This window comes from Roseibium sediminicola (assembly GCF_023156505.1).
Classification (GTDB): domain Bacteria; phylum Pseudomonadota; class Alphaproteobacteria; order Rhizobiales; family Stappiaceae; genus Roseibium; species Roseibium sediminicola.
Genome location: NZ_JALNMJ010000007.1, coordinates 1 through 26776, shown reverse-complemented (window position 1 = coordinate 26776; position 26776 = coordinate 1). Strand labels below are relative to the sequence as shown.

Annotated in this window: 17 protein-coding genes; 9 read left to right on the top strand and 8 right to left on the bottom strand. The window is 60.4% G+C overall.

Going from position 1 to position 26776, the window contains the following annotated elements:
* Nucleotides 1–26: 26 nt before the first annotated feature.
* Both M0H32_RS11655 and M0H32_RS11650 read right to left on the bottom strand, forming a co-directional pair.
* The gene (locus M0H32_RS11655; RefSeq protein ID WP_248154089.1) at nt 27–1100 is read right to left on the bottom strand and encodes an ABC transporter ATP-binding protein; all 1074 of its coding nucleotides are present in this window, start codon (nt 1098–1100) and stop codon (nt 27–29) included.
* The gene (locus tag M0H32_RS11650) at nt 1097–1885 is read right to left on the bottom strand and encodes a DeoR/GlpR family DNA-binding transcription regulator (RefSeq protein WP_248154087.1); all 789 of its coding nucleotides are present in this window, start codon (nt 1883–1885) and stop codon (nt 1097–1099) included. The genes M0H32_RS11655 and M0H32_RS11650 overlap by 4 nt, the downstream gene beginning before the upstream one ends.
* A 465-nt stretch (nt 1886–2350) precedes the next feature.
* Here M0H32_RS11650 and M0H32_RS11645 point away from each other — a divergent pair, with 465 nt between their 5' ends.
* The 5 genes from M0H32_RS11645 (at nt 2351) to M0H32_RS11625 (ending at nt 6966) form a co-directional block, all read left to right on the top strand.
* Complete coding sequence (locus M0H32_RS11645; RefSeq protein ID WP_248154086.1) at nt 2351–3838, top strand: alkaline phosphatase; 1488 nt, start codon at nt 2351–2353, stop codon at nt 3836–3838.
* 115 nt (nt 3839–3953) lie between these two features.
* Nucleotides 3954–4394, top strand: coding sequence for a hypothetical protein (locus tag M0H32_RS11640; protein ID WP_248154084.1), 441 nt, complete (start codon nt 3954–3956; stop codon nt 4392–4394).
* 8 nt (nt 4395–4402) lie between these two features.
* Nucleotides 4403–5083 carry an ABC transporter ATP-binding protein gene (locus tag M0H32_RS11635; RefSeq protein WP_248154083.1) on the top strand — a complete coding sequence of 227 codons (681 nt, stop codon included), beginning with the start codon at nt 4403–4405 and terminating at the stop codon, nt 5081–5083.
* Nucleotides 5076–6398 carry an ABC transporter permease family protein gene (locus M0H32_RS11630; protein WP_248154081.1) on the top strand — a complete coding sequence of 441 codons (1323 nt, stop codon included), beginning with the start codon at nt 5076–5078 and terminating at the stop codon, nt 6396–6398. The genes M0H32_RS11635 and M0H32_RS11630 overlap by 8 nt, the downstream gene beginning before the upstream one ends.
* 22 nt (nt 6399–6420) lie before the next feature.
* Nucleotides 6421–6966: a copper chaperone PCu(A)C gene (locus M0H32_RS11625; RefSeq protein WP_248154079.1), complete on the top strand. Its 546-nt coding sequence runs from the start codon at nt 6421–6423 to the stop codon at nt 6964–6966.
* A 400-nt stretch (nt 6967–7366) separates the two neighbouring features.
* Here the strand turns inward: M0H32_RS11625 and M0H32_RS11620 are convergent, their stop codons facing one another.
* From M0H32_RS11620 to M0H32_RS11605, 4 genes are all read right to left on the bottom strand, one after another.
* The gene (locus M0H32_RS11620; RefSeq protein WP_248154077.1) at nt 7367–8458 is read right to left on the bottom strand and encodes an ABC transporter ATP-binding protein; all 1092 of its coding nucleotides are present in this window, start codon (nt 8456–8458) and stop codon (nt 7367–7369) included.
* Nucleotides 8459–8491: 33 nt separating this feature from the next.
* A complete protein-coding gene (locus tag M0H32_RS11615; protein ID WP_248154076.1) occupies nt 8492–9640 on the bottom strand; it encodes a carbohydrate ABC transporter permease in 1149 nt (382 codons plus the stop codon).
* On the bottom strand, nt 9640–10881 hold the full coding sequence (locus M0H32_RS11610) for a carbohydrate ABC transporter permease (protein WP_248154074.1): 1242 nt from the start codon (nt 10879–10881) through the stop codon (nt 9640–9642). The genes M0H32_RS11615 and M0H32_RS11610 overlap by 1 nt, the downstream gene beginning before the upstream one ends.
* Nucleotides 10882–11039: 158 nt before the next feature.
* The gene (locus M0H32_RS11605; protein WP_248154073.1) at nt 11040–12407 is read right to left on the bottom strand and encodes an ABC transporter substrate-binding protein; all 1368 of its coding nucleotides are present in this window, start codon (nt 12405–12407) and stop codon (nt 11040–11042) included.
* 261 nt (nt 12408–12668) lie between these two features.
* Between M0H32_RS11605 and M0H32_RS11600 the strand changes: the two genes are divergently transcribed.
* Nucleotides 12669–13691: a LacI family DNA-binding transcriptional regulator gene (locus M0H32_RS11600; protein WP_248154071.1), complete on the top strand. Its 1023-nt coding sequence runs from the start codon at nt 12669–12671 to the stop codon at nt 13689–13691.
* A gap of 60 nt (nt 13692–13751) precedes the next feature.
* On the opposite strand, the gene M0H32_RS11595 is transcribed toward M0H32_RS11600, so the two are convergent.
* Complete coding sequence (locus M0H32_RS11595; RefSeq protein WP_248154069.1) at nt 13752–14420, bottom strand: GntR family transcriptional regulator; 669 nt, start codon at nt 14418–14420, stop codon at nt 13752–13754.
* 31 nt (nt 14421–14451) lie between these two features.
* Here M0H32_RS11595 and M0H32_RS11590 point away from each other — a divergent pair, with 31 nt between their 5' ends.
* The 3 genes from M0H32_RS11590 (at nt 14452) to M0H32_RS11580 (ending at nt 18795) form a co-directional block, all read left to right on the top strand.
* Nucleotides 14452–14766, top strand: coding sequence for a hypothetical protein (locus M0H32_RS11590; protein WP_248154067.1), 315 nt, complete (start codon nt 14452–14454; stop codon nt 14764–14766).
* 454 nt (nt 14767–15220) lie between these two features.
* A complete protein-coding gene (locus M0H32_RS11585; protein WP_248154065.1) occupies nt 15221–17098 on the top strand; it encodes a putative bifunctional diguanylate cyclase/phosphodiesterase in 1878 nt (625 codons plus the stop codon).
* 194 nt (nt 17099–17292) lie between these two features.
* A complete protein-coding gene (locus tag M0H32_RS11580) occupies nt 17293–18795 on the top strand; it encodes a TolC family outer membrane protein (RefSeq protein WP_248154063.1) in 1503 nt (500 codons plus the stop codon).
* A 70-nt stretch (nt 18796–18865) separates the two neighbouring features.
* Here the strand turns inward: M0H32_RS11580 and M0H32_RS11575 are convergent, their stop codons facing one another.
* A complete protein-coding gene (locus tag M0H32_RS11575; RefSeq protein WP_248154061.1) occupies nt 18866–26746 on the bottom strand; it encodes a cadherin domain-containing protein in 7881 nt (2626 codons plus the stop codon).
* Nucleotides 26747–26776 lie beyond the last annotated feature (30 nt).

The window sequence follows — 26776 nt, the reverse complement described above, 5'->3', positions numbered from 1 at the left end:
TGGTCTGCGCGGGCACGCACAGCTGGTCAGGAGCGCAAAAGCGTTCCGAATTCGGCAACAAGATCATCCCGGCGACGGCCGGAATCGGCATCGAAGACATGAAGGGCATCCGGCTCGAACCCAAGCTCGATCCGCTCTCCGGGCGCCACCGGTTTTGCGGTTGGTAGGCGCACCTGAAAGGACGTTCCGGCCACGACGCAATCCGCCAGAATGTCAGCACCCAGATACTCGACGGTCCGGATATCCGCCACGAGCGGCCCACCATCGTGAGGGTGAATGGCCTCGGGGCGGACACCGAGCTGGAAATCGGGCGCGGTCGAGAGTTTCTTGAAGGCGTTGGCCGGAAACAGGTTCATCGGCGGCGTTCCGATAAAACGGGCCGTGAACGGGTTGGCCGGCTTTTCGTAAAGCTCGCGTGGCGGTGCTGCCTGCTCCAGCCGGCCCTTGTTCAATAGCACCACCTGGTCGGCCATGGTGATCGCTTCCACCTGGTCGTGGGTGACATAAACCATGGTGAAGCCGAGCTGCTGCTGCAGGGCGCGGATCTCGACACGCATTTCATGGCGCAGCTTGGCGTCCAGGTTGGAGAGCGGCTCGTCCATCAGGCAGATCGGCTTTTCGCCGATGATCGCCCGGCCGAGCGCGACACGTTGCTGCTGGCCGCCGGACAATTGCCCAGGCTTGCGGTCGAGCAGCTGGCTGAGACCCAGAAGGTCTGCCACCTTTTTGAGGCGCTGGTCCCGGTCCCCGCGCGCCACCCGGCGCACTTTCAGCCCGAAGATGATGTTCTCCGCCACGCTCAAATGCGGAAACAGGGCATAGGACTGGAACACCATCGACAGGTCGCGTTTCGACGACGGCCGTCCGGTGACATCCTCGCCGCCGATCAGGATCCTTCCCGAACTGACGCTTTCCAGCCCGGCAATCATCCGCAACGTCGTCGATTTGCCACAGCCGGAGGGGCCAAGCAGGGCCGTGAAGGAACCGGCCGGAATGTCGATCGACAGGGCATCGACGGCAGTCGTCTCGCCCCAAAGGCGTGAGACGGTCTCGAGCTGGATCGGCTTGCCTGAGTTGGCTGGGAACGCGTCGGCTTTCACACCCTGTCCCCCTCGTCCGCCACAAAGACCTCGGTTTTGGCCCCCTCAAGCACCGCCAGATAGTCTTTCGGCACCGGCCGGTCCGTGAAGATCCCGTCGACATCGGCGAGCTGGCCGCCGCGCACATGGGCACTGCGCCCGAACTTGCTGTGATCGAGCACCAGGTAGGACTTGCGGCAATTGGCCAGGATCGACTGGCGCGCGGCGACTTCATCCTCGTGGAAGTCGAGCAGAGTGCCGTCCTCATCGACACCGGCCACGCCGAAAATCCCGATATCGACCTTGTAGTTGGCGAAGAATGCCTGCGCCGCGGATCCCAGCACGTCTCGGTCGCCGTGTCGCAGCCGGCCACCCGCAATGGTGACCTGGAAGGACGGGTTGCCGGAAGCGGAGAAGGCGACGTTCAAATTGTTGGTGAACACCGCCAGCCTGTCATGGCCGGTCAACGCCTGCATGACGATTTCCGGGGTCGTGCCGATGGAAAAAGCGAGCGACTGATTGTTGTCGACATGACCGGCAACCAGTTTGGCAATCAGCTGCTTTTCGGGAAGATTGAGGATCTGCCGGGTGGAATAGTGAATGTTGGAGGCCGGCGCCGGCGGCTCGACCCCGCCATGGGTGCGGCGCAGGATGCCGAGTTCGCACAGCCCGTTCACATCCCGGCGAATGGTCTGGGTGGTCACTTCGAACCGCTCCGCCAGTTCTTCCACGGACGCGAAACCGGCTTTTTGCACCAGGTCCGCAATTTCGGCCTGACGTTTTGAAATATCTATCTGCCCAAGCATGTTTTAGGTATCCGACATTATCCCGCCCGGTTCGGCTGTGGCCGAAGCCGGGATTTTCAAGGGCATCATGTTGACTCGAAAAAGCCTGACTTCGAAGCCCGGTTAAATCATTTTCATATGAACCTTATTCGACGCTCATATGAAAATGATATGACAGTTTGCGGAAAGGAGGTGGCAGTCCGCCATCAGTCGCATACACGCCAGAGGCGCAGCAATTTTCTTTTTCGTCCGGAAATACCGGTTTCCAGGAGAAGTCCGGGGCGAATGATTAGTCGGGTAATTTCAAAAAGGACTGATGTTCAGCAACTACAGTCATGGCCAGAAATTTTGCCGGCACATAAAAGACAAGATCGCTAGCGTTATGTAATATAATTACAAATACACTTCGTCATCTAACTGTCAATCATTTGTCATCCACGATTCTTAAGTAACTCCCGGGTTCCCCCCACACTCTCGGGAGATGTCATGAAAACGATCATTAGTTCCACGCTGGCGCTCGCCCTGACCGGCTCCGTCGCCTTTGCCCAGGACGCCCTGCCGCAGCAGGACAACGACTGGTTCACCGCCGCCCAGGCTCAGCTCGAAGCAAAAGCCGCCGTCCAGCCGAACACCAACAAGGCCAAGAACGTGATCATCCTGATCGCGGACGGCAACGGCGTCGGCACCAACTACGCCACCCGCCTGTTCGACGGCCAGCAGAACGGCAATTACGGCGACGAACACGTCCTGCATCACGAGACGTTTCCGCACCTGGCATTGGCCAAGACCTACAACGTCAACGCCCAGACACCGGATTCGGCCGGTACGGGCACCGCCATGCATTCCGGCGTCAAAACCAAGGCCGGCGTGATCGGCGTCGACGAAACGCTGAACCGCGGTGACTGCTCGCAGGTCGAAGGCGCGACTGTTGCCAATGCCGCTGAAATCTACACGGCGATGGGCAAGGCCGTCGGCGTCATCTCCACCGCTCGTCTGACCCACGCGACCCCGGCTTCGGCCTACGCGCATTCCGCTGACCGAAATTTCGAAGACAACAGCAAGCTGCCGGAAGGTTGCCAGGTCCCGGACATCGCCACCCAGATGATCGAGGCCGTCAAAGCCGGCCGCGTTGACGTTGCTCTCGGGGGCGGCCGCCGCCACTTCATCCCGACCGATGTCACCGACGAAGAAGGCAAGGGTGGCAAGCGTACAGACGGCAAGAACCTCATCGAAGAGGCAAAAGCTGCTGGCGTACAATACGTCTTTGACGACGCATCGTTCGAGGCAGCCAAGCTGGACGGCACTCCGCTGGTCGGTCTGTTCGAATCCTCGCACATGAAGTACGAAGCCGACCGCACCGGTGAGCCGAGCCTCGCCGAGATGACCGAAGCTGCCATCAAGGCGTTGCAGAACAACGAGCAAGGCTTTTTCCTGACCGTTGAAGCAGGCCGCGTCGACCACGCCAACCACGACGGCAACCTGGCCCGCGTCGTGCGCGACGGTGTCGCCTTCGCCGAAGCCGTCGCCAAGGCCGACGAGCTGACCAATGACGAAGACACCCTGATCATCGTCACCGCCGACCACGAACATGCGATCGCGTTCCAGGGTTATGCGGGCCGCGGCTCCGACATTCTGGGCCTGTCCATGAAGATCAACCCGGCCGGCATCGAGGCGCTGGACGAGCCGAACACGGCTGCCGACAACAAGCCCTACACCACGGTTGGGTATCTGAACGGGTCCGGCTCTATCCTGACCGAAGACCAGGACTGGACCGGCACCCGCCCGGCCCTGACCCAGGAAGAAGCCACCGACCTGGACTATGTCCAGCAGGCCCTGATCCCGATGTCCTCCGAAACCCACTCCGGTGAAGACGTTGCGATCTATGCCAAAGGCCCGTTCGCCCACCTGTTGAACGGTACCGTGGAACAGAACTTCGTCTTCCACGTCATGCACCACGCCGCGACCGCTGAATAAGCAGCGTTCGCGCCTTGGGTTGAAGGGCCTGCTCTCGAGTGGGCCCTTCTCTTTTCTGTCATCTGGCAGCGCTATTCAGTTACCGGATGAAACCGTCACCAACCTGGACAGAACCATGGACCGCAGGCAATTACTTTTCTCCGGGCTCGGCCTCGGCCTTACGACAGGCTTCAGCCTGACCAGCACTGCCAAGGCCGCCGATGGCCCGCTCAAACTGCGCGAGCTTTACAACAAGGACAGGAGTTTTTCCGAGCTTGCCAAGTCCCTGGCAGGCCACCGTATCGCCGTTGATGGCTTCATGGCACCGCCGCTGAAGGCGGAGATCAGTTTTTTCGTGCTGACCAAGAAACCCATGGCCGTCTGTCCGTTCTGCGAAACCGAAGCGGAGTGGCCCGAGGACATTCTCGCGATCTACACCAAACGCACCGTGGAAGTGATTTCCTTCAACCGGAAAATCGAGACGAGCGGCATTCTTGAACTCGGCACCTTAAAGGACCCGGACACCGGCTTCGTCAGCCGGGTACGCCTTGTTGATGCTGTTTATGGACTGGCGTGACCAACCACATGTCCCTGCCCCTCCACGTTGAGAGCCTGTCGGTTCGCGCCCCGAACGGCCGCCTGCTGTTGACCTGCCCGACATTCTCCGCCGCCCCCGGCGATGTCATCGGCCTGCGCGGTCCCTCAGGTGCAGGCAAATCAACCTTCCTTTATGCGCTTGCAGGCCTGCAATCCACGATGTCCGGCAAAATTGACTGGGGCGGAACCGATCTCGCCCACCTGGGCGACGGCGCCCGTGCACGTTTTCGCCGCGAAACCATCGGCATGATCTTTCAGGATTTCCTCCTGTTCGAGGAACTCAGTGCCCTCGGCAACGCCACCCTGGCGACCGCCTTCAACGGCGCAGACAAACGCCGTTCGATCCGCAAGACCGCCGAAGGCTTCCTGGAGAGGCTGCGCGTTCCAAAGGACAGGCGCACGGTCGACAGTTTTTCAGGCGGCGAACGCCAGCGCACAGCGATTGCCCGTGCCCTCGCCCATGATCCGGCCATCATCCTGGCGGACGAACCGACAGCCAGCCTTGACCGGGACACCGCGAATGCCCTGATCGCGGATCTCATTGACCTGACCCGCTCGGAGCAAAAGACCCTGATCGCCGTAAGCCATGACCTGCACCTGCTGGAGCAGATGGACCGGGTCATCGATATCGCCGACGGCCGCCTCTTGAGCGAGGCTGCCCTTGCCTGATCTCATCACGAATAACTGGCAATCGCTGTCGCCGCTGGCCCAGGACAGCCTTTGGCTTGCCCTGCTGCTCCTGCCGACTTTTCTGGTCGGCATGGTCGTCCTGTGGGGCTTCCGTCCGCAGGCGCTGGTCGGCGCCCTGCTGTGGCGCTTTCGCTGGACCAATCTGACCTTCGTGCTATTGATCGCCGTCTCCGTCGGCATCGGCGTCGGCCTGATTGCCCAGGAACGGGGCCTTCGGAAAGGCACGGCCCGCGCCGCCGACAAGTTCGACCTGATCGTCGCCGCGCCCGGCAGCGAGATCACCATGATGTTCGCCGCCGTCTATCTGCAGCCGAGCGACGTCCCGTTGCTGAGCGGCGAGGCTTTCAATGACATCGCCACCCATGAAAGCGTCGACCTGGCGGCGCCGATCGCCTTCGGCGACAGCTATCGCGACTCTCCCGTCGTCGGCACCACGGCAGAGTTCATCCGCCATCTGTCCGGCGGCCTCGCGGAAGGAAGGCTGTTCGCCGTCAGCGGCGAAGCCGTGGCCGGTTCGTCCGTGGATCTGGCGCTCGGCGCACAGTTCGAACCGGCCCATGGTGTCGGAGATGCAGCGGAAGAAGACGCCCATGCCGGTACGGAGCTCACCATTGTCGGCAGGATGCCGCCGACCGGCAGCCCCTGGGACCGGGCCATTCTGGTGCCGGTCGAAGTCGTCTGGGAAGTCCATGGCCTCGTCAACGGCCACGCCCCGGACCGCAGCAGCCAGATCGGTCCGCCTTTCGACCCGGACTTCTTTCCCGGGACCCCGGCCGTTCTGGTGCGCGCCGAGGCGCTCTGGGCGAATTATGCTTTGCGCTCGGACTTCACCCGAGACGACATGATGGCCTTCTTCCCCGGCGCCGTGCTCGCCCAGCTGCATTCCCTGATGGGCGATGTCCGCCAGGTGATGTCAGTGATGGCCATCCTCACCCAGGTTCTGGTCACCGCAGGCGTGCTCACGGGCCTGATCGTGCTGGCGCGCCTGTTTGCCCGGCGCCTGGCATTGCTGCGCGCCCTCGGCGCACCCGGACGTTTTGTCTTTGCCGTGGTCTGGACCTATGCCGCCACCCTGATCGTCGCCGGATCCCTGACAGGTCTTGCGATTGGCTGGATCGCCGTGCGCGTCATCTCGGACGTGGTCACGGCGCGCACCGACATTCTGGTCCGGGCGACGCTCGACTGGCCCGAATTCCATCTGATCGCGGGATTCGTCAGCCTGACGGTCCTGCTGGCGCTTCTGCCCGCCTTCATGGCGATGTCACGTAATATCATTACAGATCTGCGCGCCTGATCCTCTCACACATAGGTGCCCCATGCGTGCTGCTGTTCTTTTCCTGTCCGCCCTGTTTCTGTTCGCCCAGCCTGCCTGGGCTTCCGACACACAAAAAACATCGGAAGAACACACACACGAGGAACGTTACGACAAAGACGGCCACGATGATGAGCACACGGATCACACGGCCAGCGCTCATGGGGTTACCGCCCTGCATGCCTGGATCCGGGCGACGTCCGAAAAAGAAGCGCTGCTGTTTGTCGAGATCAACAACGGCTCGGACAAGGACGTGAAGTTTCTCGGCGCCGAGACAGAGATTGCCGACACTGTCGAGTTGGTTGGTTTCCAGCTGAAGAACGGCGAAGCGGACTATGTCGCGCTGCCCGTCATGCCGGTCAAGCCGGGCAAGGAACTGGTCCTTGCCCCCAACGGTCTCGCCCTGCGCCTCACCGGTCTGAAACAGGACTTTGAAAAAGGCGACAGCTTTAAGATCGAACTGGAATTCGACGTCGGCCATCTCGACATGACAGTCCAGGTCGAAGCCGAAAACGCCACGCAGCATAGCCACGCCGGGCACCAGCACTGATTTTCACGCCGTCAATGTGTATCCGGCAATGGCGCGAGAAACCCCACGTCTAATCCCTGCCCTTTGGATAGACCTGGGACAAAGTGGACGGGTGTTCGGAGACATGGTGGACACCTTCGACGGTCGAAATGTCGACGAGGCTGTACACCCCCACCCTTGTTCCCTACCCACAAGGGGGAGGGAGACGCCGATAGCGTACCTACGAACAAGCGGCAGGATCCGTGTCCCTTGTCCACGGAAAAAGTGCAGGACTTGGCAGGGCCTGATCCCCCTCCCCCTTGTGGGGAGGGGTTAGGGGTGGGGGTCTCACAAAGATGTGGACCATCGCCAAGGGTGGGGTCTCACCTATCCCATGACCCCCGAAAGCAAATAGGTCTCAGGACCAAACGCGACGCTCCCTTCACCGGTACAGGAACGATTTCCCGTTGCCGTCGAACAGATGCAGCTTTTCCGCCGCGGCCGTCAGGCGGACAGTAGTGCCCCGGCTGATCTGGTGAATGCCCGGCAGCTTTGCGATCAGGCCCGGATCGCCGTTCTGGGCCATGAAATAGAGCACCGTCGTCTCGCCGAGCGCTTCCACGATATCGACATTGGCGGACACCAGATAGTCGTCGCTGTCCGTGACCGTAAGGTCCTCAGGTCGTACGCCGAGCTTGACCGTCTTGTCCTTGTCGCTGTCGACGGAAGCGATAGGCACATCCGCGTGACCACCATCGGACATGACGACCGAGGTCTGGCTACCCGTGGCACTGACCTTGGCTTCCAGAAGGTTCATCGCCGGAGAACCGATGAACTGGGCAACGAACGTGTTGGCCGGGCGTTCATAGAGCTCCAGTGGTGCGCCGAACTGTTCCACGTCGCCGCCATGCAGCACTACGATGCGGCTGGCGAGCGTCATCGCCTCCACCTGGTCGTGGGTGACGTAGATCATCGTGCTTTCCGGCATGCTCTCTTTCAGCTGCGCAATCTCGATCCGGGTGGCAACACGCAAGGCCGCGTCGAGGTTGGAGAGCGGTTCGTCGAACAGGAACACTTTCGGATCGCGGACAATCGAGCGGCCAATGGCGACACGCTGGCGCTGCCCCCCGGAAAGCGCCTTCGGCAGCCGGTCAAGATAAGGACCGAGCTGCAGTCGGTCGGCGGCGGCGCGCACCGCCTTGTCGATCTCGTCCCTGGATTTGCCCGCGAGCTTCAGCGCGAAGGCCATGTTGTCGTAGACCGTCATATGCGGATAAAGCGCATAGGACTGGAACACCATGGCGATGCCGCGCTGCGCCGGCGGCACGTCGTTGACCACCATGCCGTCGATTTCAAGCTCGCCGCCGGTGATCTTTTCAAGACCGGCGATCATGCGCAGAAGGGTCGATTTTCCGCAGCCCGAAGGCCCGACGAAGACGATCAGCTCGCCTTGCTCGATGTCCAGGTTGATATCGCGCAGAACTTCGACGGTCCCGTAGGACTTGCTGACATTTTTCAAGGACAGGGACGTCATGCCGGCTGCTCCCAATTTTTGATCTTGTTCATGTTATTTGACCGATCCCGCGAGTAGCCCGCGCACCAGATAGCGTTGCATCAGGAAGAACACGGCGAGCGGCACCGCGATCGAGACGAAGGCGGCCGTTGCCAGGATTTCCCAGTTGCCGCCGCGTGTTCCGAGCAGCTCCACGATCTGGTTGGTCATGACGGTGGTCGAGCCGGTGGCATCGATCAGGAACACCTTGGCCACAAGCAGGTCGTTCCAGGTCCACAGGAACTGGAAGATCGCGAAGGATGCCAGCGCCGGGAAACTGAGCGGCAGGATGATCCTCGTGAAGATCTGGAAATCCGTCGCCCCGTCGACCTTGGCGTTTTCGATGATGTCCCGTGGCAGGCCGACCATGTAGTTTCGAAGCAGGTAGATCGCGAGCGGCATGCCGAAGGCCGTATGGGCCAGCCAGACGCCGAGATAGCCCTTGCCGATGCCGATGCCCAGATGCAGCCGAAGGAGCGGGATCAGCGCCAGTTGCAGCGGCACCACCAGGAGCGCGACCACGGCGGCGATCAGAAGCGCCCGCCCCGGAAATTCCATCCAGGCCAGTGCATAGGCGGCAAAGGCCGCGATCACGATCGGGATGATCGTCGCCGGGATGGTCACGGTCAGCGTGTTGAAGAACGCCTTGGCCATGTTGTCCTGGCCGGAGCCGGAAAACAGGATGGTCGTGTAGTTTTCCAGCGAGAATTCCGGAGGCACGGTCGCGGTGATGAAAATGCGCTGGCCGCGGCCGGAGATCTGTTTGTCATTGCCGCGCCAGACATAGTTGCCGTCCGGCTGCAAGGTCACGCTTTCGCCGTCCTTTAGTTCGGCGGTCTCGCCAGGCTGATAGGCGGCGACATCGCGCGAGGACACGCCCCAGGCCTTGATGTCGCGCGGCGCTCCTTCGAAGATATTGCCGGTGACCACGAATATGTCGCCATCGGCCACCCGCTTATCGCCGGGGTCGGCGGTGCGGTAGACCTCGTTCTGTTCCGAGGGGAACAGCGCCGCCCACCAGCCCGAGCTGGAGATCTGGTCGGCGGAGCGGAACGACGACACGAACAGGCCGACGGTTGGAAACAGCCACAGCAGCACCAAGGCCGCGACGGAGATGTGAACGGCCCAGGTGAGCCCGGACTTCTTGCCTGCGATGCTGGCCATTATTTCATCTCCTTCCGGGCGTTGTAGACGTTCCAGACCAGGATCGGCGTCACCAGCAGCATGATGACGATCGCGCTGGCGGACCCGATGCCCCAGTCATTGGCGCGGAAGAGCTTGTCGTACATGTAGTTGGCCAGGACCTGGGTTTCCCACTGGCCGTTGGTCATGGCAAAGACGATGTCGAACACCTTGAGCACGGTCAGCGTGATTGTCGTCCAGACGACCACGATCGTGCCCATGATCTGCGGCACCTTGATCTTGAAGAAGATCTGGAACGGATTGGCCCCGTCGATGATCGCCGCCTCGATGGTTTCCTCCGGAATGCCGCGCAGGGCAGCCGACAGGATCACCATGGCAAAGCCTGTCTGGATCCAGATCAGCACGACCATCAGGAAGAAGTTGTTCCAGAAGGACAGGGTCAGCCAGGTCTGCGGTTCGCCATAGGGCAGCTCGGTGATCCAGACGCCGACCGCCGAACTGACGGAAAGCCAGACCAGCCAGACGCCCGCGACGCCGACAAGCAGGCGCAGCGGCAAAAGCCAGACCGAGCGGTCCTGCCCCTTGGCAACGATATCCTTGACGAACAGCCAGGCGACATACGCAACGATGGCGGCAAAGGCCAGATACATCAACGTCGGCAGCACCTGCAGCATCAGCACCGAGCCGATGCCGCCGTCGAATTTCAGCCAGACCGCATTCAAGACGCCGATCTGATTCTGGTCCGCCGGGCGGGTGTCATAGATCAGCTTGAAGATCACCGATGCGCCGACGAATGAAATCGCCATCGGCATGAAGATCAGGGATTTGGCCAGGTTGCCCCACCTGATCCGGTCGGTCAGCTGCGCCACCAGAAGCCCGAAGGCGGTGGAGGCCGCCGGCACGACAATCAGCCAGAGCATGTTGTTGCGCACGGCTTCCCAGAACTTCGATTCCGCCATCATCTTGCGGTAGTTCTCGAAGCCGACAAAGGCGCCGTCCAGCGACCGGTCGGTCAGCGACAGGCGCAGGGTCTCGACCACCGGATAGGCGAGATAAAGCGACAGCGCGAAGATCGCCGGAAACAGGAACAGCCACGGGCGCACCATGTTGGCGCGGTTGATGTTCCGTCCCGCGTTCGGACCGGTGGCCGGAAAGATCACCTTGTCCAGGACGACATTTGAAAAGAAGAAATACCCGAGGCAGGCGCCAACGCCGATAACGATGGTCACAAGCCCCAATAAGGCCGGGTTGTCCGTAAGCATGACCGTTCCCTCCCGATTGATTATCAGGCCGTCCGTAGGCCGGGCGCGCCCTTATTTCGAGGAACTTTGATTTGGACGTATTTTTGGTCTTGGACGCGTGCGTCGGTCCTTCAGAAAAACGGCCGGTCTCCCGAAGGAGCCCGGCCGCCTGGAGGAACTTATTTAAGCGCGTCCCAGCTTTTCTGGATCTCGCTGGCGACTGCCTTGGCGTCCTTGCCGCCGGTGTAGTCGACCATGCCGGTCCAGAAGGTGCCTGCACCGACGCCGCCCGGCATCAGGTCGGAACCGTCGAAGCGGAAGGTGCTGGCATTGACGAGGATCTCGCCCTGACCGCGCAGCGTGTCGTCCTTGTAGGCCTGCGGGTTGACACCCTTGTGCGGTGTCAGGAAGCCGGTCTGCGCCATCATCACTTCATGCGCGATCGGCAGTTCGAAGAACTTCATCAACTCGTTGGTCGCGTCGGACGGGTTGGTGATCGCCATCAGTGTGCCGCCGCCCAGGACCGGGCTGCCAAGATCCTTCTCGGCATAGGCCGGGAAGTAGAAGAAGTCGACATCCGTGCCGAATTCCACGCCGTCCGGGAAGAAGGCCGGGACGAAGGACGCCTGGCGGTGCAGGTAGCATTGCGGCGGCGAGGAGAACAGGCCTTTCGGGCTGTCGCGGAAGTCGGTCGAGGCCACCGCGCCGGCACCGCCGGCCACCTTGGCATCGTCGCGTGCGAACCAGCCGAATTCCTCGATCGCCGCGACAACGCGCGGATCGTCGAACGGGATCTCGTTCTTGGTCCACTGGTCATAGACGTCGGCCGGCTGCGTGCGCAGCATCAGGTCTTCGACCCAGTCGGTTGCCGGCCAACCGGTGGCGGCGCCCGATCCGAGACCAATACACCAAGGCGTTTCGCCATCGGCCACGATCTGCTCGGTGAGTGCCTTCAGGTCTTCCATGGTGGCCGGCACTTCGTAACCGGCATCCTCGAAGTTTTCCGGCACGTACCAGACCAGGCTCTTGACGTTGACGTTGTAGAAGAAACCGAACAGCTGGTCGTTGCCGTCCTTGTCCTTATAGGTACCGAGATCGACCCAGCTGTCGCCGGCGCCGTAATTGTTGGCAACCCAGTCGGCCATGCCGTCGGGCAGCGGCTGCAGCAGGCCGCGCGCGGCCATGTCCGATGCCAGGCCCGGCTGCGGGAACACGGCGATGTTCGGCGCCGCGCCGGCTTCGGCGTCAATGACGATCTGCTGTTCGAAGGAATCGGACCCGGTGTAGATCACTTCCGCGCCGGTGGCTTCGGAAAAATAGGCGAGGACATTGCGGAAATAGCCGTCTTCCGGCTGCAGCCACGGACCGGCAATGGTCACGGTCTGACCCTTGAGGTCGGGCGCGCTTTCCGCCCAGCTGTTGTAGCTGTCCCAGTTGAACGGGCCTTCGCCCGGAGCGAATTTCAGGTCGGCCGCAAGAGCGGTGCTCATGCTGAAGCCGACGCCCAGCGCCAAACCAGCGGCACAGGCCATCAAACGTGATTTCATGTCTATCCTCCCAGATTGTCCCTATGCTGGGACACTCCATCTAAAGTGGCACAACTCGCTGTCCGGCAGCAATACCCACCCCAGGGCTGCAATCTGCAATTCTACCGGAACCGGTCATCCAAACCGCTTTGGATTTCGCCCTAACCATGTCGTCAGGCTTCGGTCTTGTCAAGCACGCAACTCGCCAATTATTGTTGCGTTTCAATAACAGCCTGTTGGGAGGGACGCTTTCAAAGCGTTTTGGGCAGAATGAGCAACGGTGTGAACCTGAAAGAACTGTCGCAACGGCTGAACCTGTCGCAGACAACCGTCAGCCGGGCGCTGAACGGCTACCCCGAGGTCAGCGAGGAAACCCGCCGCCGCGTCAGCGAGATGGCCGAAAAACTCGGCTACGCCCCCAACAGCCAGGCCCGCCGTCTGGCGACCGGCCGCGCCATGGCAATCGGCCATGTCATACCGCGGTCCATTCACGAGATGATGAACCCGATCTTCCTGGAGTTCATCGCCGGGGCCGGCGAAACCTACTCCAACCATGGCTATGACATGATCATCTCCGTGGTCGATGACGATCATGAGGAAGACGCCTACCGGCAGATCTCGTCGCGCAAGAAGGCCGACGGCGTAATCATTCACGGACCGGCCAATGACGAGCACCGGCACAAGCTCTTGAAGGAACTGAAACTGCCCTTTGTGGTGCACGGCCGCATTCCGGGCGCCGAGAGCGAAACGTCCTGGATCGACATGAACAATCGCCGGGCGTTCGAGCGGGCGACCAACCTGCTGCTGGATCTGGGCCACACGCGCATCGCTCTCCTGAACGGGCTGGAACATATGGACTTTGCCCGCCGGCGGCGCAAAGGGTTCGAGGAAGCGCTCGCCGCCCGTGGACTAGCGCCCGACCCGGAGCTGATGCGCTGCGCCGACATGACCGAACCCTATGGCTGCGACAGCGCCATGGAAATGCTCCGGCGCGACACGCCGCCAACCGCCTTCCTGGTCTCTTCCATGATTTCGGCGATCGGCGTCGCAAGGGCTGTCGGCCAGTGCGGCCTCAGGACCGGCAAGGACGTCTCGATCATCACCCATGACGACGCGCTGTCGTTTTTACCCAACAGCGGCGAAGTGCCGATTTTCACCTGCACCCGCTCTTCCGTACGCTATGCGGGACAAAAGGCGGCGGAGCTGCTGCTCAACATGATCGCCAACCCGGCAGCCGAGCCGACATCCCTGCATCTCGATGCGGAACTGATCATCGGCCAGTCCACGGGGCCGGCCCCGGCTTAAGAACGAGACCTAGATGTGGAGCCTCAATAGGTTGTCCGGGTCCCTGTTGAGGCTCCACATCTAGACGTGCGACAGACCGCAGCTTTCGAGCACCGCCTTCATCCGCGTCAGGCCGGTCAAGCGGTGCACCCTCGCAATTTCCGCAGCAGCATCCCCGTCACCGGCTTCAATGGCGTCAACAAGACGGCGGTGATCCGCGGCATTGGAGGCCGGCGCCTTGTTGAGGCGCAGCAAAACGTTGCTCGCCCGGTAGGCCTGATCCAGAAAACCGGCAACTTCGGCCTCGAGGCGGGCATTGCCGCTGACGCTGGCAACCCATCTGTGAAAACGGTCGTCGAACACGGCCCAGGCTTCGATATCGCATTTGTCCAGCGCCTCATCCGCGCGGTCCAGCAGCTCCCGAACACCATCGACCGCGTCACCGCCGCGCTTGGTCGCCGCCGAACGCGCAGCAAGCGCTTCCAGGGCCGACAGGATCTGATAGATCTCACAGATGTCCTTGCGCGACATGGGCAACACCTTGGCGCCACGCCGCGGCACAAGCCCGACCAGCCCATCGGCTTCAAGGCGGATCAGCGCTTCGCGCACAGGCGTCCGGCTCATACCCAGCCGGTTGGCAATATCCGGCTCCGGCGCCTGAAACCCGGGCGGAAGGTCGCCCTTCAGGATTTCAGATTTCAAGCGCTCATAAGCGTTGTCGACACGTGTGGATTTGGCTTTCGATGACATCGCGGGATGCACCCAGTCTCCTGATGTGTGAATGTGCAAATTGCATTGTCCCGCACGCTATTTAGCGAGGTCGGCACCTGTTTTTCGAGCACCGGAAGGATCCCTCCCGGCGCGGCCGACCTGTTTTGAAGGCAAATTAAATGCCGTATCGATAAAAAAATCTTTAGAATTTTATCAAAATGCCTTCCTCAACGGCACATATAGGCTGCAAATCGCGAAAACGAAGCGCTTGCCCCTTGATTTTTCAGCAAAAATCACTCTACCGCCTGTTGAAAAAAATATTGTCAAAAATGACGGTGCCGCAACTCAAATCGGCAGCGCCCCCGCTTGCGGAGCGCTGGGCTGATTGAGACCAGTTGCCTTTGGTGATTCATGTGGCATGAACGGATTCGCGGCTCTCTATGACCTGGGAATCATCGAACCGGGAGCTGCGCGTTCGGCATGACAGTGGAACCGACATAGAATTATTTACCAGCAGGGTAAAAAATAACAGTGCTCAAGCTTGATTGCTTACTTCGAGCATGCGCATTAACTACAATACTGAGCACCCCCAAGAACAATCACCAAACCATTCCGGAGAAATACTGTTTGTTATGGTTTTTACGCTCTAATAGAAGCATCCGTTGGCGGGGGCTTTTATGGAACGAGTTGCGGCAAGTCTGACTACTGAGCATAACTTTGCCCTTCTTGTGCTCGCAGCCACACTGTGCCTGGGCGGAAGCGCGTTTTCTCTTTCTCTTTTGTCAAAAGCTTACCGTGATGCCAGTGCAACACGGTTCATCTGGCTTGTCTGGTCCGCCATGGTCGGGTCCAGTGCCATTTGGGCGGCGCATCTTGTCGCGCTCGGGGCTCGCGTTTCCGCCGTCAATGAAAGCTTTCAGCTCCTGACCGCGCTGCTCGCGCTCGCAGTGGCCTTTGCCGGTGTCCTGGCGGGCTTTTCCCTGTCAACAAGGCGCAACATCCGGCTCGCGCCTGAATTCGGCGGTGTCCTTTTCGGTCTGACAGTCGCCGCAATGGGCGCGATCACATCGGCTGCGCACGAGCGCGCGGGCCTGGCGGGATCTTTCAGCACCGTGAGCCTCTGGTCGCTGCTGTTAAGCGCGTGCCTCGGCGCCATTGCGCTCAGCTTCGTACCGCAGCTCAGATCACGGCGCGCGACCGTCAGCGCGACACTGTTTTTGTTTCTGTCGGTGCTCACTTTGCACCTGTCTACCGCCATGCCAGACGACGCCGCCGGACACTTCAGCCGTCAGCCTAATGCCGGCCTGTTGTCCGAAGGCCAGATGATTGCGATTGCCCTGACGATCTTCGGCCTGACCACTGCCTTTGCCGCATCGGGCGTCCGGCTCGAAAAACACAAAAAGGAATCGGCCCGCCGGGCCTATCAGCATTTGTCGCTTCAGGATTCGCTGACTCACTTGCCCAACCGGCACTATGTGCAGAAAGTCGCCGCGGATCTTTTGAAATCGGCGGATCACGAGCGCAAGGCCTGCGCCGTCGTCCTGATCAGCCTCGATCAGTTCAAAGCCATCAACGACCTGCATGGATACGAGGTCGGCGACACGGTTCTGTGCAGCATGGCGGAAACGCTGAAATACAATCTCAACGACAAGGTTCTGATCTGCCGCTTCTACGGCGATGAATTCCTGGTCATCAATCCCGCGCTCGACTCGATCGACGAAGCGGTCGAATTCGCGCGGCTGGTCCGGTCTCTTGCCCGCCGGCCGATCCAATGGCGCTCCTACCGCCTCTCCATCCGCTCCAGCATCGGCCTGGCAGTGTTCCCCAGGGACGGTAGCGACCTGACCAAGCTCGTGCAACGTGCCAATCTCGCGGCAAAACAGGCAAAATCCATCGGCGGCAATCTCATCCAGCCTTATGTGACCGGCATGGAGGAATCCAACCGCTGGGAAGCCAGTCTGGCCTCCGACCTGCGCAACGCCGCACTGGAGAACCAGCTGAGCCTGGTCTTCCAAAAACAAAATCTCGCCAGGACCGGCGATCTGATCGGTTACGAAGCCCTGGTTCGCTGGCGGCATGCGGAAAAGGGACCGATTGCCCCGGAGGATTTCATCCCGATCGCGGAAAGATCCGGCATCATTCTCGACATCGGCAACTGGGTTCTGGAGGCGGCCTGCGTCGAAGCCGCCACATGGGCGGAACCACTGACCCTGGCCGTGAACGCCTCGCCGCTGCAGTTTTCGCGCAGCGATTTCGCCGGCCTGGTGTCCACTGTTCTCATCAAAACCGGTCTGCCAGCCGATCGGCTTGAGATCGAACTCACCGAATCGACACCGATCGAGGACCACGAACGGGTGCACGAGACCATCCAGTCCCTGCACAAGATGGGGGTACGGGTGGCCATGGATGATTTCGGCAAGGGCTATTCTTCGCTGAACACGCTCCAGGCTTTCCCCTTTGACAAGATCAAGGTCGACCGGGCCTTCACGCAGTCCCTGGAAACCAACCCGCATGCAAGGGCCATCCTGCGCTCGGCCATTCTTCTTGGCCACAGTTTCGGCATACCGGTCATCGCGGAAGGTGTCGAGACGGACCGGCAGCTGCAATTCCTGCAGGAGGCCGGTTGTCTGCAGGTTCAGGGTTTCCTGTTCGGCAAACATCTTCTGCCGTCACAGATAAAAAAGAACCAGGCCGGTTTACAACAGACCGGAAGCTGACAGCCCCACGAGCACGTCTTGACGCATTGTAGTTTTACACCTTGTAATTAATACCAGTAAACGCACAATTCGAGTAAAACGCAAACTTCCGCTTGGTAATTACTAACAAATATTAACCATAAAACCTGCCATCAACTTACCTTTGATTAACTATAAAAATTTACCGTAAGAGCAGACAACAAACAGGTGCTGCAATGACAACCTTCTTTGCCACAACCAAACTGATGCACATCGCCCGGACCGGCCTTGCCAGGCTCCTGGCGGGTGCCTCGTTGATCAGTTTGAGCATTGCCAGTGTGCCTGCATCCGCGACGTCCCTTGAAGAGGCCATGGCGGCAGCCTACGCCATCAATCCGGGCCTCAAGGCGGAACGGTCGAAATACCAGGCAACCAACCAGGGCATCTGGACGGCAAGATCGGAGTTTCTGCCCACGGTGACCGGGAACTATCTCGGCGAGCACAACGCCTTCAAGACACGCAGCGGCACAAGCGACCGCGCCTTCTTCCACGAGCTCGGCATTTCCATGTCCCAGACCGTGTTCCAGGGCTTTGCCGGGGTCAACCGGCTGAACCAGGCTCATGAAGAAGCGAATTCCGGCCGCAATCAGTTGATCGGTGTCGAACAGACCCTGCTGTTCAACACGGCCGATGCCTATCTCCGCGTGGTCCGCGACCGGGGCATTCTTGCGCGCCTGAAAGACTACACCAACGTGGTGCATCGCGAAGTCAAAGCCGCACGCGCGCGCTACAAATCGGGTGACGCCACCCGCACCGACATCGAACAGGCCCTGGCCCGTCTGGCGGAAGCACAAGGCAACAAGGACCAGGCGGTGGGCGACCTGGAAGCTTCCGAGGCGCTTTATGAGCGCCTGACCGGACAAAAACCCGGCAAGCTCGGCTGGCCGGGGATCCCCAAATCGATAGAGCCCGCCGGCCTCGACGACGCCATCTCCGTCGCCTATCAGAACAACCCGTCCATCCGGGCGGCGACCAATGACGCCCGCGCCGCCCGCTACGCGGCCCGCGCCGCGGTCGGCGACATGCTGCCGCGCGTGACCCTCGAAAGCGAATGGGAAAACGGCTATCGCGGCAATCTCGGCAACCGAGATGAAGAGGATTTCCGCTTCGGTGTCCGGGTTACCGCTCCGATCTTTACCGGCGGGCGCAACATCGCCTCGGTCAAGCGCGCCAAATACACCGCCTCGCAAACGGAATACGAGCTGGACGACACGCAGCAGATCATCAAGGAAAACGTGATCCGGGCGATGAAACAACGGGCCGCCTCGCGCCTGCGCGCCAAGGCCGGCCAGCGCGCCATCGACGCCAACCGCCGCGCGGTCAAGGGCCTGCAGGTGGAATTCGACAGCGGCCAGCGCTCTCTTCTGGATGTCCTGGACGGGGAACGCGAGCTGCTGCTCAGCCAGGTCGATTATGTCCGTGCCCGCTATGATGCCCGTATCGCCGACTTTTTCCTTCTGGCCAATGTTGGCCGCCTTGCCCCGCAACATTTCTCGATTGTCGAGGAACGTCCGGACCCGATTCCGCGCATCATGCCGGAATTCAACACCTGGGACCTGCGCCTCGGGCCGACCGAAAACGATCCGTTCCAGTCCGGCGTGATCGAGGTGGCAACGTCGGAACCGGTCGGAGAGCCCGTCGTGGTGATCGACACCCAGCCTCTGCCCCCGATCCAGTAACGCCCCCAAGGCAACAAAAAAGGCGGGCCCAGTCGGACCCGCCCTTTTTTTTGTGTTGCCGGCGAGCCGGTTAGTACTGAATGCCTTCCAGGTCGGAGAAATCGATCCGGCCGCCATCGGCAAGCTCGATATAACCGCCGGCATCCTGCGACAGGGTGATCTCGCCGCCAAGGGCATTCACTTCTTCGATCGATCCTTCGGTCATGGTGATCGACCAGTCGGTTCCATAGTCGCCGAGTGCCGTTCCGTCCGGTGCGTTGGCCAGGTCGACAATGTCGATCCAGTTGCCGCCTGCACCGCCATAGACCGAATCGTGGCCATCGCCGAGCATATAGGTGAACAGGTCCGATCCGTCTCCGCCAACCATCAGGTCGTCGCCGGTGCCGCCGCGAATGATATCGTCGCCGGATCCGCCGTGGAGACTGTCATTGCCACCCTGTCCAAGCAGAATGTCGTTTCCGCCGAGGCCATAGATCGCGTCGCCGAAATCGCCACCGACGATCGTGTCGCCACCGCGGGTTCCGGTTTCGCAAATGGCATTTTCATCCGCATCCAAGACATCCAGCGTGATCGTCTCCGTATCGGAGAGACCGCCACTGTCCGTCGCCGTGACGTCCAGGGTGATGCTCTGCTCGGTTTCGTAATCGACCGCGGCGTCGTCTTTCAGTTTCAGCAGGTAATTGTCGCCGTCGGAGACAACCTCGAACCGCTCGTCGGACACCGTGAAGGTGTGGGTATCACCGACATCCGGATCGACGACGGACAGCTGCACAAGCTCCACCCCGGCCTCGTTTTCCGGTACGAAGTAACCACCCTCGTCGTCGGTATGACCATGCGGTTTGACATCATCATCGTCATGGTCATGCCTTCCTTTCTTTCCGTCGTGGTGATGGCCATGGTGATCATCGTGATGATCGTCGTAGTGACCACCGGACTTGGGCGGCTCGTAGATCGCTGCACCGACAATCAGATCCGGCGGCGAATTGTCCGTACCGCAGGATTCGACCTCGATCGGGAAGACCGCGCTGGACTCAGAACCATCGCTCGACGTCGCCGTGATGGTGACGTTGATGGTTTCGCCCTGGATCAGCGCTGCCCCATCCGCGACTGTGACGACGCCCGTATCCTCATCGATGTCGAAGCGATCGTCATCGATGGCATAGGTCACCGTATCGCCGGCATCCGCATCCTGGGCAAACGCCGTCAGACCGACCACCATGCCTGCTGCCGCTGTCGCAGCCACCAGGTTCTGAGCGGTGTCCGTGTCGCGCACCGGACCGATCGGCGCATTGTTGTTGACCGGGTCTTCCGGCTCCACATCAATGACCTTTATCGTTACAGTTTCAGTGTCCGAAAGACCCGTGCTGTCTGTAACAGTCACGTCCAACGTGACGGATTGCTCTGTTTCGTAGTCCAGCGAAATGCCGTCCTTCAGTTTCAGAACATAGCCCGCGCCGTCTTCGACAACCTCGAACCGATTGTCCGTCAGACTGAAGGTGTGGGTGTCTCCTACATCGGGATCAACCACGGAAAGCTCAACAATTTGGGCGCCTGCCACGTTTTCCGTCACGTGGATACCTTCAGCATCCGTCAGGCAAACGTTGTCGATCTGCGTACCCTTGTAATTGCTCTCGCCAACTTCCTTGAACTCGAGCTTGTCGTATTTGTCACTCGCAACTACCTGGTAAGTGTAGGTGTGCCAACCTTCTCCTTGCTCGAGAGGAACAACGGTATCGATAAGTTTACCGCTCCAGTAAATCTCGACAGCGGCATCACCGTCTTCGCCGCGGTGCCTGATGTCGACAGACAAGGTATAGGTATCTCCTTCTTCCAGATCCTCGATCTTCTGGTAGGCCTTGCCGTTTTTCTTGTCGTTGGCGAGATCAAGACGGTGATCGCCATCGGTGGTCCCGAGACCTTCCCAGCCTGAGCTGTGAATGTCGGTGTAGCTTGTTTTCCAGTAGGCTACATCGGCGTCGCCATACCAAATGGCGTCACCGGAACCACTTTCCTTGCCCGAGGATTCAAACACCTCAAACGAACCGTTCTTGATGTAGTTGTGATCGTTGCATGCATCACCAACAATCAAGTCCGGCGGTGAGTGACCGTCTTCCGGCTCGACATCAAGAACATCGATGACAATGGTTTCCGTATCCGACAGGCCGCCGACGTCCGTCACCGACACATCTACCGTGACCTGGGTTTCGGTCTCGTAGTCGAGGGCCTGATCGTCCTTCAGCTTGAGCACGTATTCGCCATTCTGCGCGACCACCTCAAAGCGGTCGTCGGAGACGGTGAAGGTATGCGTGTCGCCGACATCCGGATCGAACACCGAGAGCGTACCGACCTCGGCGCCGAGCTGTTCCTCGTAGACCGCCGCATGCGCATCGGTCTCCTGGGTGGTCTGGTCGAAGACCACATCGTCGAAGTCCTCGTCTCCGCCGCCGGCAATGTCTTCAAAGCCGATCCTGATGCCGCTCTCGACCGTATAGTCGTAGCCGTTCGGGTTGAGCGCGCCGTCGCCGGAGAAGAACACATTGGCATCCTTGCCGGTGAGCGGTGTGCCATTGTGCACTGCCTGCCAGTTGCCATTGCCGTCCTTCTGGAATGTCACCTGGTCGCCACTGGCCAGCGCGTTGTAGTCGGCGCCGTCCGGAATGATGAAATATCCGATTTCAGCCGATTCCACACCCTCCAGGTAAATGGTCGCGGTGTCGCCCGGGGTAAGGTCGTTCTGGTTGACCCAGACGATCTCGCCGCCGATCGGATTGCCGTTGCCATCCATATAGAAGACGCCGAGCGAGTTGCTGTAACCGGCCTGTTCCTCGACAAAGGTCAGCGTCACGGACGTGCCCGGGCCAAGCTCCGGATCGAAGTCCAGATCCGGTGCCTCATTCACATCGGTGATGTTGACCGTGAACGTGCCCGTCGAGGTGGAACCATCGCTGGAAGTCGCTGTGACCTCGACATCAACGCTCTGAATGGCTTCATAGTCGAAGCTGACACCATCCTTGACGCTGAGCACACCGGTATCGGGATCGATCTCGAAGCGATCGTCCGTGATCGAATAGGTCACGGTATCGCCGCTGTCGGGATCCTCCGCGAAGGCCGTAATGCCGACATATTCGCCGCCTGCACCGTTCTCGGCAACGCTGTTGAGCGTGTTGTCGCTGTCGGTCACCGGACCGATGCTGCACTCGTTTTCGTCGTCGATGTCGATCCGGAAGGTCTTCGAGGTCGAAGAGCCGTCCGTCGAGGTCGCCGTGACGTCAACGTAGATATGAGAATTTGCCTCATAATCGATGACGGCGCCGTCCGCGACCGTGATCACACCAGTGTCCGGATCTATATCGAACCGGTCGTCGTTGATCGAATAGGTCACAGTGTCACCGGCGTCCGGATCATCCGCGAAGGCGGTGATGCCGACCACCGTGCCGCCGGCCGCGTTTTCAACGACCATGTTGGCTGTGGCGTCGGTATCCGTGATCGGACCGATCGGCGTGTTGGTGTCGTCGATGTCGATGACGTCGATGACCACGATCTCGGTGTCGGACAGGCCGCCCTGATCGGTCGCCGTGACCTCGACGGTGACCTGAGTCTCCGTTTCGTAGTCGAAGGCCTGGTCGTCCTTGAGTTTCAGCAGATACTTGTCGCCGGAAACCACCACCTCGAAGCGATCGTCGGAGACCGTGAAGGTGTGGGTATCGCCGACATCCGGATCGATTACCGACAGCGGTGCGATATCCGCGCCGTAAAACTCCTCGACCACCGCGGTGCGGTTGTCGGAGACGATCGAGACGCTGTCAATCAGCGCGCCGCCGTTGTTGTCGGAGCCGATCTCGACAAAGGTCAGCGTGTTGGAGCCGTCGCCGGAGCCGCCGACAATGTCGAAGTCATAGGTCTGCCAGCCGGAGCCCGTGGTTGCCGGATCGATCGTGCCGATCAACTCGCCGTTCCAATAGACTTCCGCAACGCTTTGGCCTGCGCCGCCACGCGATTTCATGTCGAAGGACAGATGATAGACCTGGCCGTCCAGCTGACCTTCGATCTGCTGTGACGCCCAGCCATTGGTCCGTGCTGCCAGATCCAGGTGATGGCCACCGTCCGTCGCACCGTAATTATTGTGACCGGCTTCGTGGACGTCGACATTGTTGTAGGTCCAGCCGTCGATGGAATTCGGGTTCTGGTACCAGCCGGTACCGGTTCCGCCGCCATGCGGGCCGTCGAAGATCTCGAAGCTGCCATTGACCACGAACTGCCTGGCACCGTTTTCCAGGTGCACGATCAGGTCTGGCGCCTCGTTGCCGTCGACAACATCGACCGTGAAGGTCGCGCTTGAAGACGATCCGTCGGTCGAGGTCGCCGTGACCGTGAGGTCGATCGACGGCTCCGTTTCCGCGTCGAAGCTGGCACCGTCCGCCACCTTGATGACGCCGGTTGTCTCATCGATCTCGAACCGGCCGTCGCCGCTGAGCTGATAGGTAACCGTGTCACTCGCATCCGGATCGGTTGCGAAGGCCGTGATCCCGGCCAGCTCGCCGCCGGTCGCGGTTTCCGAGATGGAATTGCCGGTGGCATCGATGTCGGTGACCGGACCGATGCTGAACTCGCATTCGTCGCCCACCGTGATCCGGAAGGCTCCGCTCGAGGTCGAGCCGTCCGTCGAGGTTGCCGTGACCTCGATGTCGATAAAGGGCGTTGCCTCATGGTCGATGACGGCACCGTCCGCAACGGTGATCACGCCGGTATCCGGGTCGATCTCGAAGCGGTCGTCGGTGATTGAGTATGTCACCGTGTCGCCCGCATCCGGATCGCTCGCAAACGCCGTCACACCGACCACCGTGCCACCAGCTGAGTTCTCCTGGACGAAATTCCGGTCGCCGTCGATATCCGTGACCGGACCGATGCTGAACTCGTTTTCATCGCCAATCTCGACACGGAAGGTGCCGGTCGAGGTGGAGCCGTCGCTCGAGGTCGCCGTGACTTCGATATCGATATGCGGCGTCGTCTCCTGGTCGATCACCGCGCCGTTCGCGACCGTGATCACGCCGGTGTCTGGATCGATCTCGAAGCGGTCGTCGGTGATCGAATAGGTCACCGTGTCGCCCGCATCCGGATCTTCCGCGAAGGCCGTCACGCCGACCACCGTGCCGCCACCGGAATTTTCCTGGACGAAATTCTGGTCGCTGTCCGTGTCGCTTACCGGACCGACCGGCCCGTCGTTCTCATCGACATCCAGAACGTCGATGACAATGGTTTCCGTATCCGACAGACCGCCGGCATCCGTCACCGTCACGTCGACGGTGACCTGGGTCTCGGTCTCGTAGTCGAGTTTCTGATCGTCTTTCAGCTTGAGGACATATTCGCCGTTCAGCTCGACGACTTCGAAGCGGTCGTCGGAAACGGTGAACGTGTGCGTGTCGCCGACATCCGGATCGAATACGGACAGGCCGCCGACCTCGGCACCGAACTGCTCTTCATAAACCGCCGCATGGGCATCGGTTTCCTGGCTGGTCTGGTCGAATACGACGTCGTCGAAGTCTTCGTCGCCGCCGCCGGCCAGATCTTCAAAGCCGATCCTGATGCCGCTTTCCACGGTGTAGTCATAACCATCCGGATTGAGCGAACCGTCTCCGGAGAAGAACACATTGCCGTCCTTGCCGGTCAGCGGCGTGCCGTTCAGAACCGCCTGCCAGTTGCCGTCGCCGTCCTTCTGGAACGTCACCTCATCGCCACTGGCCAGAGTGTTGTAGTCGGCACCGTCCGGAATGATGAAATAGCCGATTTCACTGGCCTCCACGCCCTCCAGGTAGATGGTCGCGGTGTCGCCCGGAGTGAGTTCGTTCTGGTTCACCCAGACAATCTCGCCACCGATCGGATTGCCGTTGCCATCCATGTAGAAGACGCCGAGCGAGTTGCTGTAGCCTGCCTGTTCCGAGACGAAGGTCAGGGTCACGGACGTGCCCGGGCCAAGCTCCGGATCGAAGTCCAGATCCGGTGCCTCGTTCACATCGGTGATGTTAACCGTGAACGTTCCCGTCGAGGTAGAGCCATCGCTGGAGGTCGCTGTGACTTCGACATCGACGCTCTGAATGGCTTCATAGTCAAAGCTGACACCATCCTTGACGGTGAGCACGCCAGTATCCGGGTCTATCTCGAAGCGGTCGTCCGTGATCGAATACGTCACCGTGTCGCCGCTGTCGGGATCCTCGGCAAAGGCCGTGATGCCGACATATTCGCCGCCCGCACCGTTCTCGGCGACGCTGTTGAGTGTGTTGTCGCTGTCGATGACAGGACCGACGGGGCCGACATTCTCGTCGATGTCGAGCACATCAATGACAACGGTTTCCGTATCAGACAGACCGCCGGAATCGGTCACGGTCACATCCACGGTCACCTGGGTTTCGGTTTCGTAATCAAAGGCCTGGTCGTCCTTGAGTTTCAGGACGTATTTGTCGCCGGACACCACGACTTCGAACCGGTCGTCGGAGAGGGAGAAGGTGTGGGTGTCGCCGACATCCGGGTCAAAGACCTGCATCGGCGCGATTTCCGCACCATAGAATTCCTCGACCACCGCGATGCGGTTGTCAGGCACCATCGCGACGCTGTCGATCAGCGTGCCGCCATTGTTGTCGGAGCCAATTTCAACGAAGGTCAGCGTGTTGGAACCGTCGCCGGAGCCGCCGACCACATTGAATGTGAAGGTCTGCCAGCCGTCGCCGGTTGTTGCCGGATCAATGGTATCGATCAGCTCGCCGTTCCAGTAGACCTCCGCAACGCTCTGGCCTTCGCTGCCGCGCGATTTCATGTCGAAGGACAGCTGATAGACCTGACCATCGAGCTGGCCTTCGATCTGCTGCGAGATCCAGCCATTGGTCCGCGCGGCGAGATCCAGGTGATGGCCACCGTCAGTCGCACCAAAATTGTTGTGACCGGCTTCGTGGACATCGACATTGTTATAGGTCCAGCCGTCGATGGAATTCGGGTTCTCGTACCAGCCGGTGCCTGCACCGCCGCCGTGAGGCCCGTCGTAGGTCTCGAAGCTGCCGTTGATGATGAGTTGGCCATCTTCCAGACAGATCACCAGATCCGGCGGTTCGTTGCCGTCGGTAATGTCGATCGAGAAGGTGCCGGTCGACGTTGAGCCGTCGGTGGATGTCGCGGTGACCTGGACGTCGACGCTGTCATCGGTCTCGTGGTCGAAGGCCGAGCCGGCTTTCACGGTGATGACACCTGTGTCCGGATCGATCTCGAAGCGATCGTCGCCGCCGGTGATTTCATACGAAACCACGTCGGTCACGTCCGGGTCGTCCGCGAACGCGGTCACGCCGGAATATTCCCCGCCCGTAGCAAATTCCGAGACCGCATTGGTCGTTGTGTCGCTGTCGGTCACGGGGCCGATCGGGAACTCGTTCTCGTCGGTGATGCAAATGGTGAACGTGCCGACGGAGGTCGAACCATCGGTCGACGTCGCCGTCACTTCAACATCGGCAGAGCTTTCCGTCTCCGCATCGAAGCTGGAACCCGCCTTCACCGTGATTTCTCCGGTATCCGGGTCGATCTCGAAACGGTCGTCGCCGCCGGTGATTTCATAGGAAACAACGTCGGTCACGTCCGGATCGTCCGCGAACGCGGTCACGCCGGTATATTCGCCGCCGGTCGCAAACTCGGAAACATGATTGACGGCGGCGTCGTCGTCGGCAACCGGGCCGATCGGGAATTCATTCTCGTCGCCGATAGTAATGGTGAAGGTGCCAACTGACGTTGAGCCGTCGGTCGAGGTCGCCGTCACCTGGACGTCGGCAGAGCTTTCCGTCTCGGCATCAAACGAAGAGCCGGATTTGACCGTGATCTCACCTGTATCCGGGTCGATCTCGAAACGGTCATCTCCACCGGTGATTTCGTAGGAAACGACATCAGTGACATCCGGATCGTCCGCAAACGCGGTCACACCGGTATATTCGCCGCCCGTGGCGAATTC

Bases quoted from the DNA above. Each gene is read 5' to 3' on its own strand.
- M0H32_RS11650 (WP_248154087.1), bottom strand. From the start codon at position 1,885: ATGCTTGGGCAGATAGATATTTCAAAACGTCAGGCCGAAATTGCGGAC.
- M0H32_RS11645 (WP_248154086.1), top strand. From the start codon at position 2,351: ATGAAAACGATCATTAGTTCCACGCTGGCGCTCGCCCTGACCGGCTCC.
- M0H32_RS11640 (WP_248154084.1), top strand. From the start codon at position 3,954: ATGGACCGCAGGCAATTACTTTTCTCCGGGCTCGGCCTCGGCCTTACG.
- M0H32_RS11635 (WP_248154083.1), top strand. From the start codon at position 4,403: ATGTCCCTGCCCCTCCACGTTGAGAGCCTGTCGGTTCGCGCCCCGAAC.
- M0H32_RS11625 (WP_248154079.1), top strand. From the start codon at position 6,421: ATGCGTGCTGCTGTTCTTTTCCTGTCCGCCCTGTTTCTGTTCGCCCAG.
- M0H32_RS11620 (WP_248154077.1), bottom strand. From the start codon at position 8,458: ATGACGTCCCTGTCCTTGAAAAATGTCAGCAAGTCCTACGGGACCGTC.
- M0H32_RS11615 (WP_248154076.1), bottom strand. From the start codon at position 9,640: ATGGCCAGCATCGCAGGCAAGAAGTCCGGGCTCACCTGGGCCGTTCAC.
- M0H32_RS11610 (WP_248154074.1), bottom strand. From the start codon at position 10,881: ATGCTTACGGACAACCCGGCCTTATTGGGGCTTGTGACCATCGTTATC.
- M0H32_RS11605 (WP_248154073.1), bottom strand. From the start codon at position 12,407: ATGAAATCACGTTTGATGGCCTGTGCCGCTGGTTTGGCGCTGGGCGTC.
- M0H32_RS11595 (WP_248154069.1), bottom strand. From the start codon at position 14,420: ATGTCATCGAAAGCCAAATCCACACGTGTCGACAACGCTTATGAGCGC.
- M0H32_RS11590 (WP_248154067.1), top strand. From the start codon at position 14,452: ATGTGCAAATTGCATTGTCCCGCACGCTATTTAGCGAGGTCGGCACCT.
- M0H32_RS11585 (WP_248154065.1), top strand. From the start codon at position 15,221: ATGGTCGGGTCCAGTGCCATTTGGGCGGCGCATCTTGTCGCGCTCGGG.
- M0H32_RS11580 (WP_248154063.1), top strand. From the start codon at position 17,293: ATGACAACCTTCTTTGCCACAACCAAACTGATGCACATCGCCCGGACC.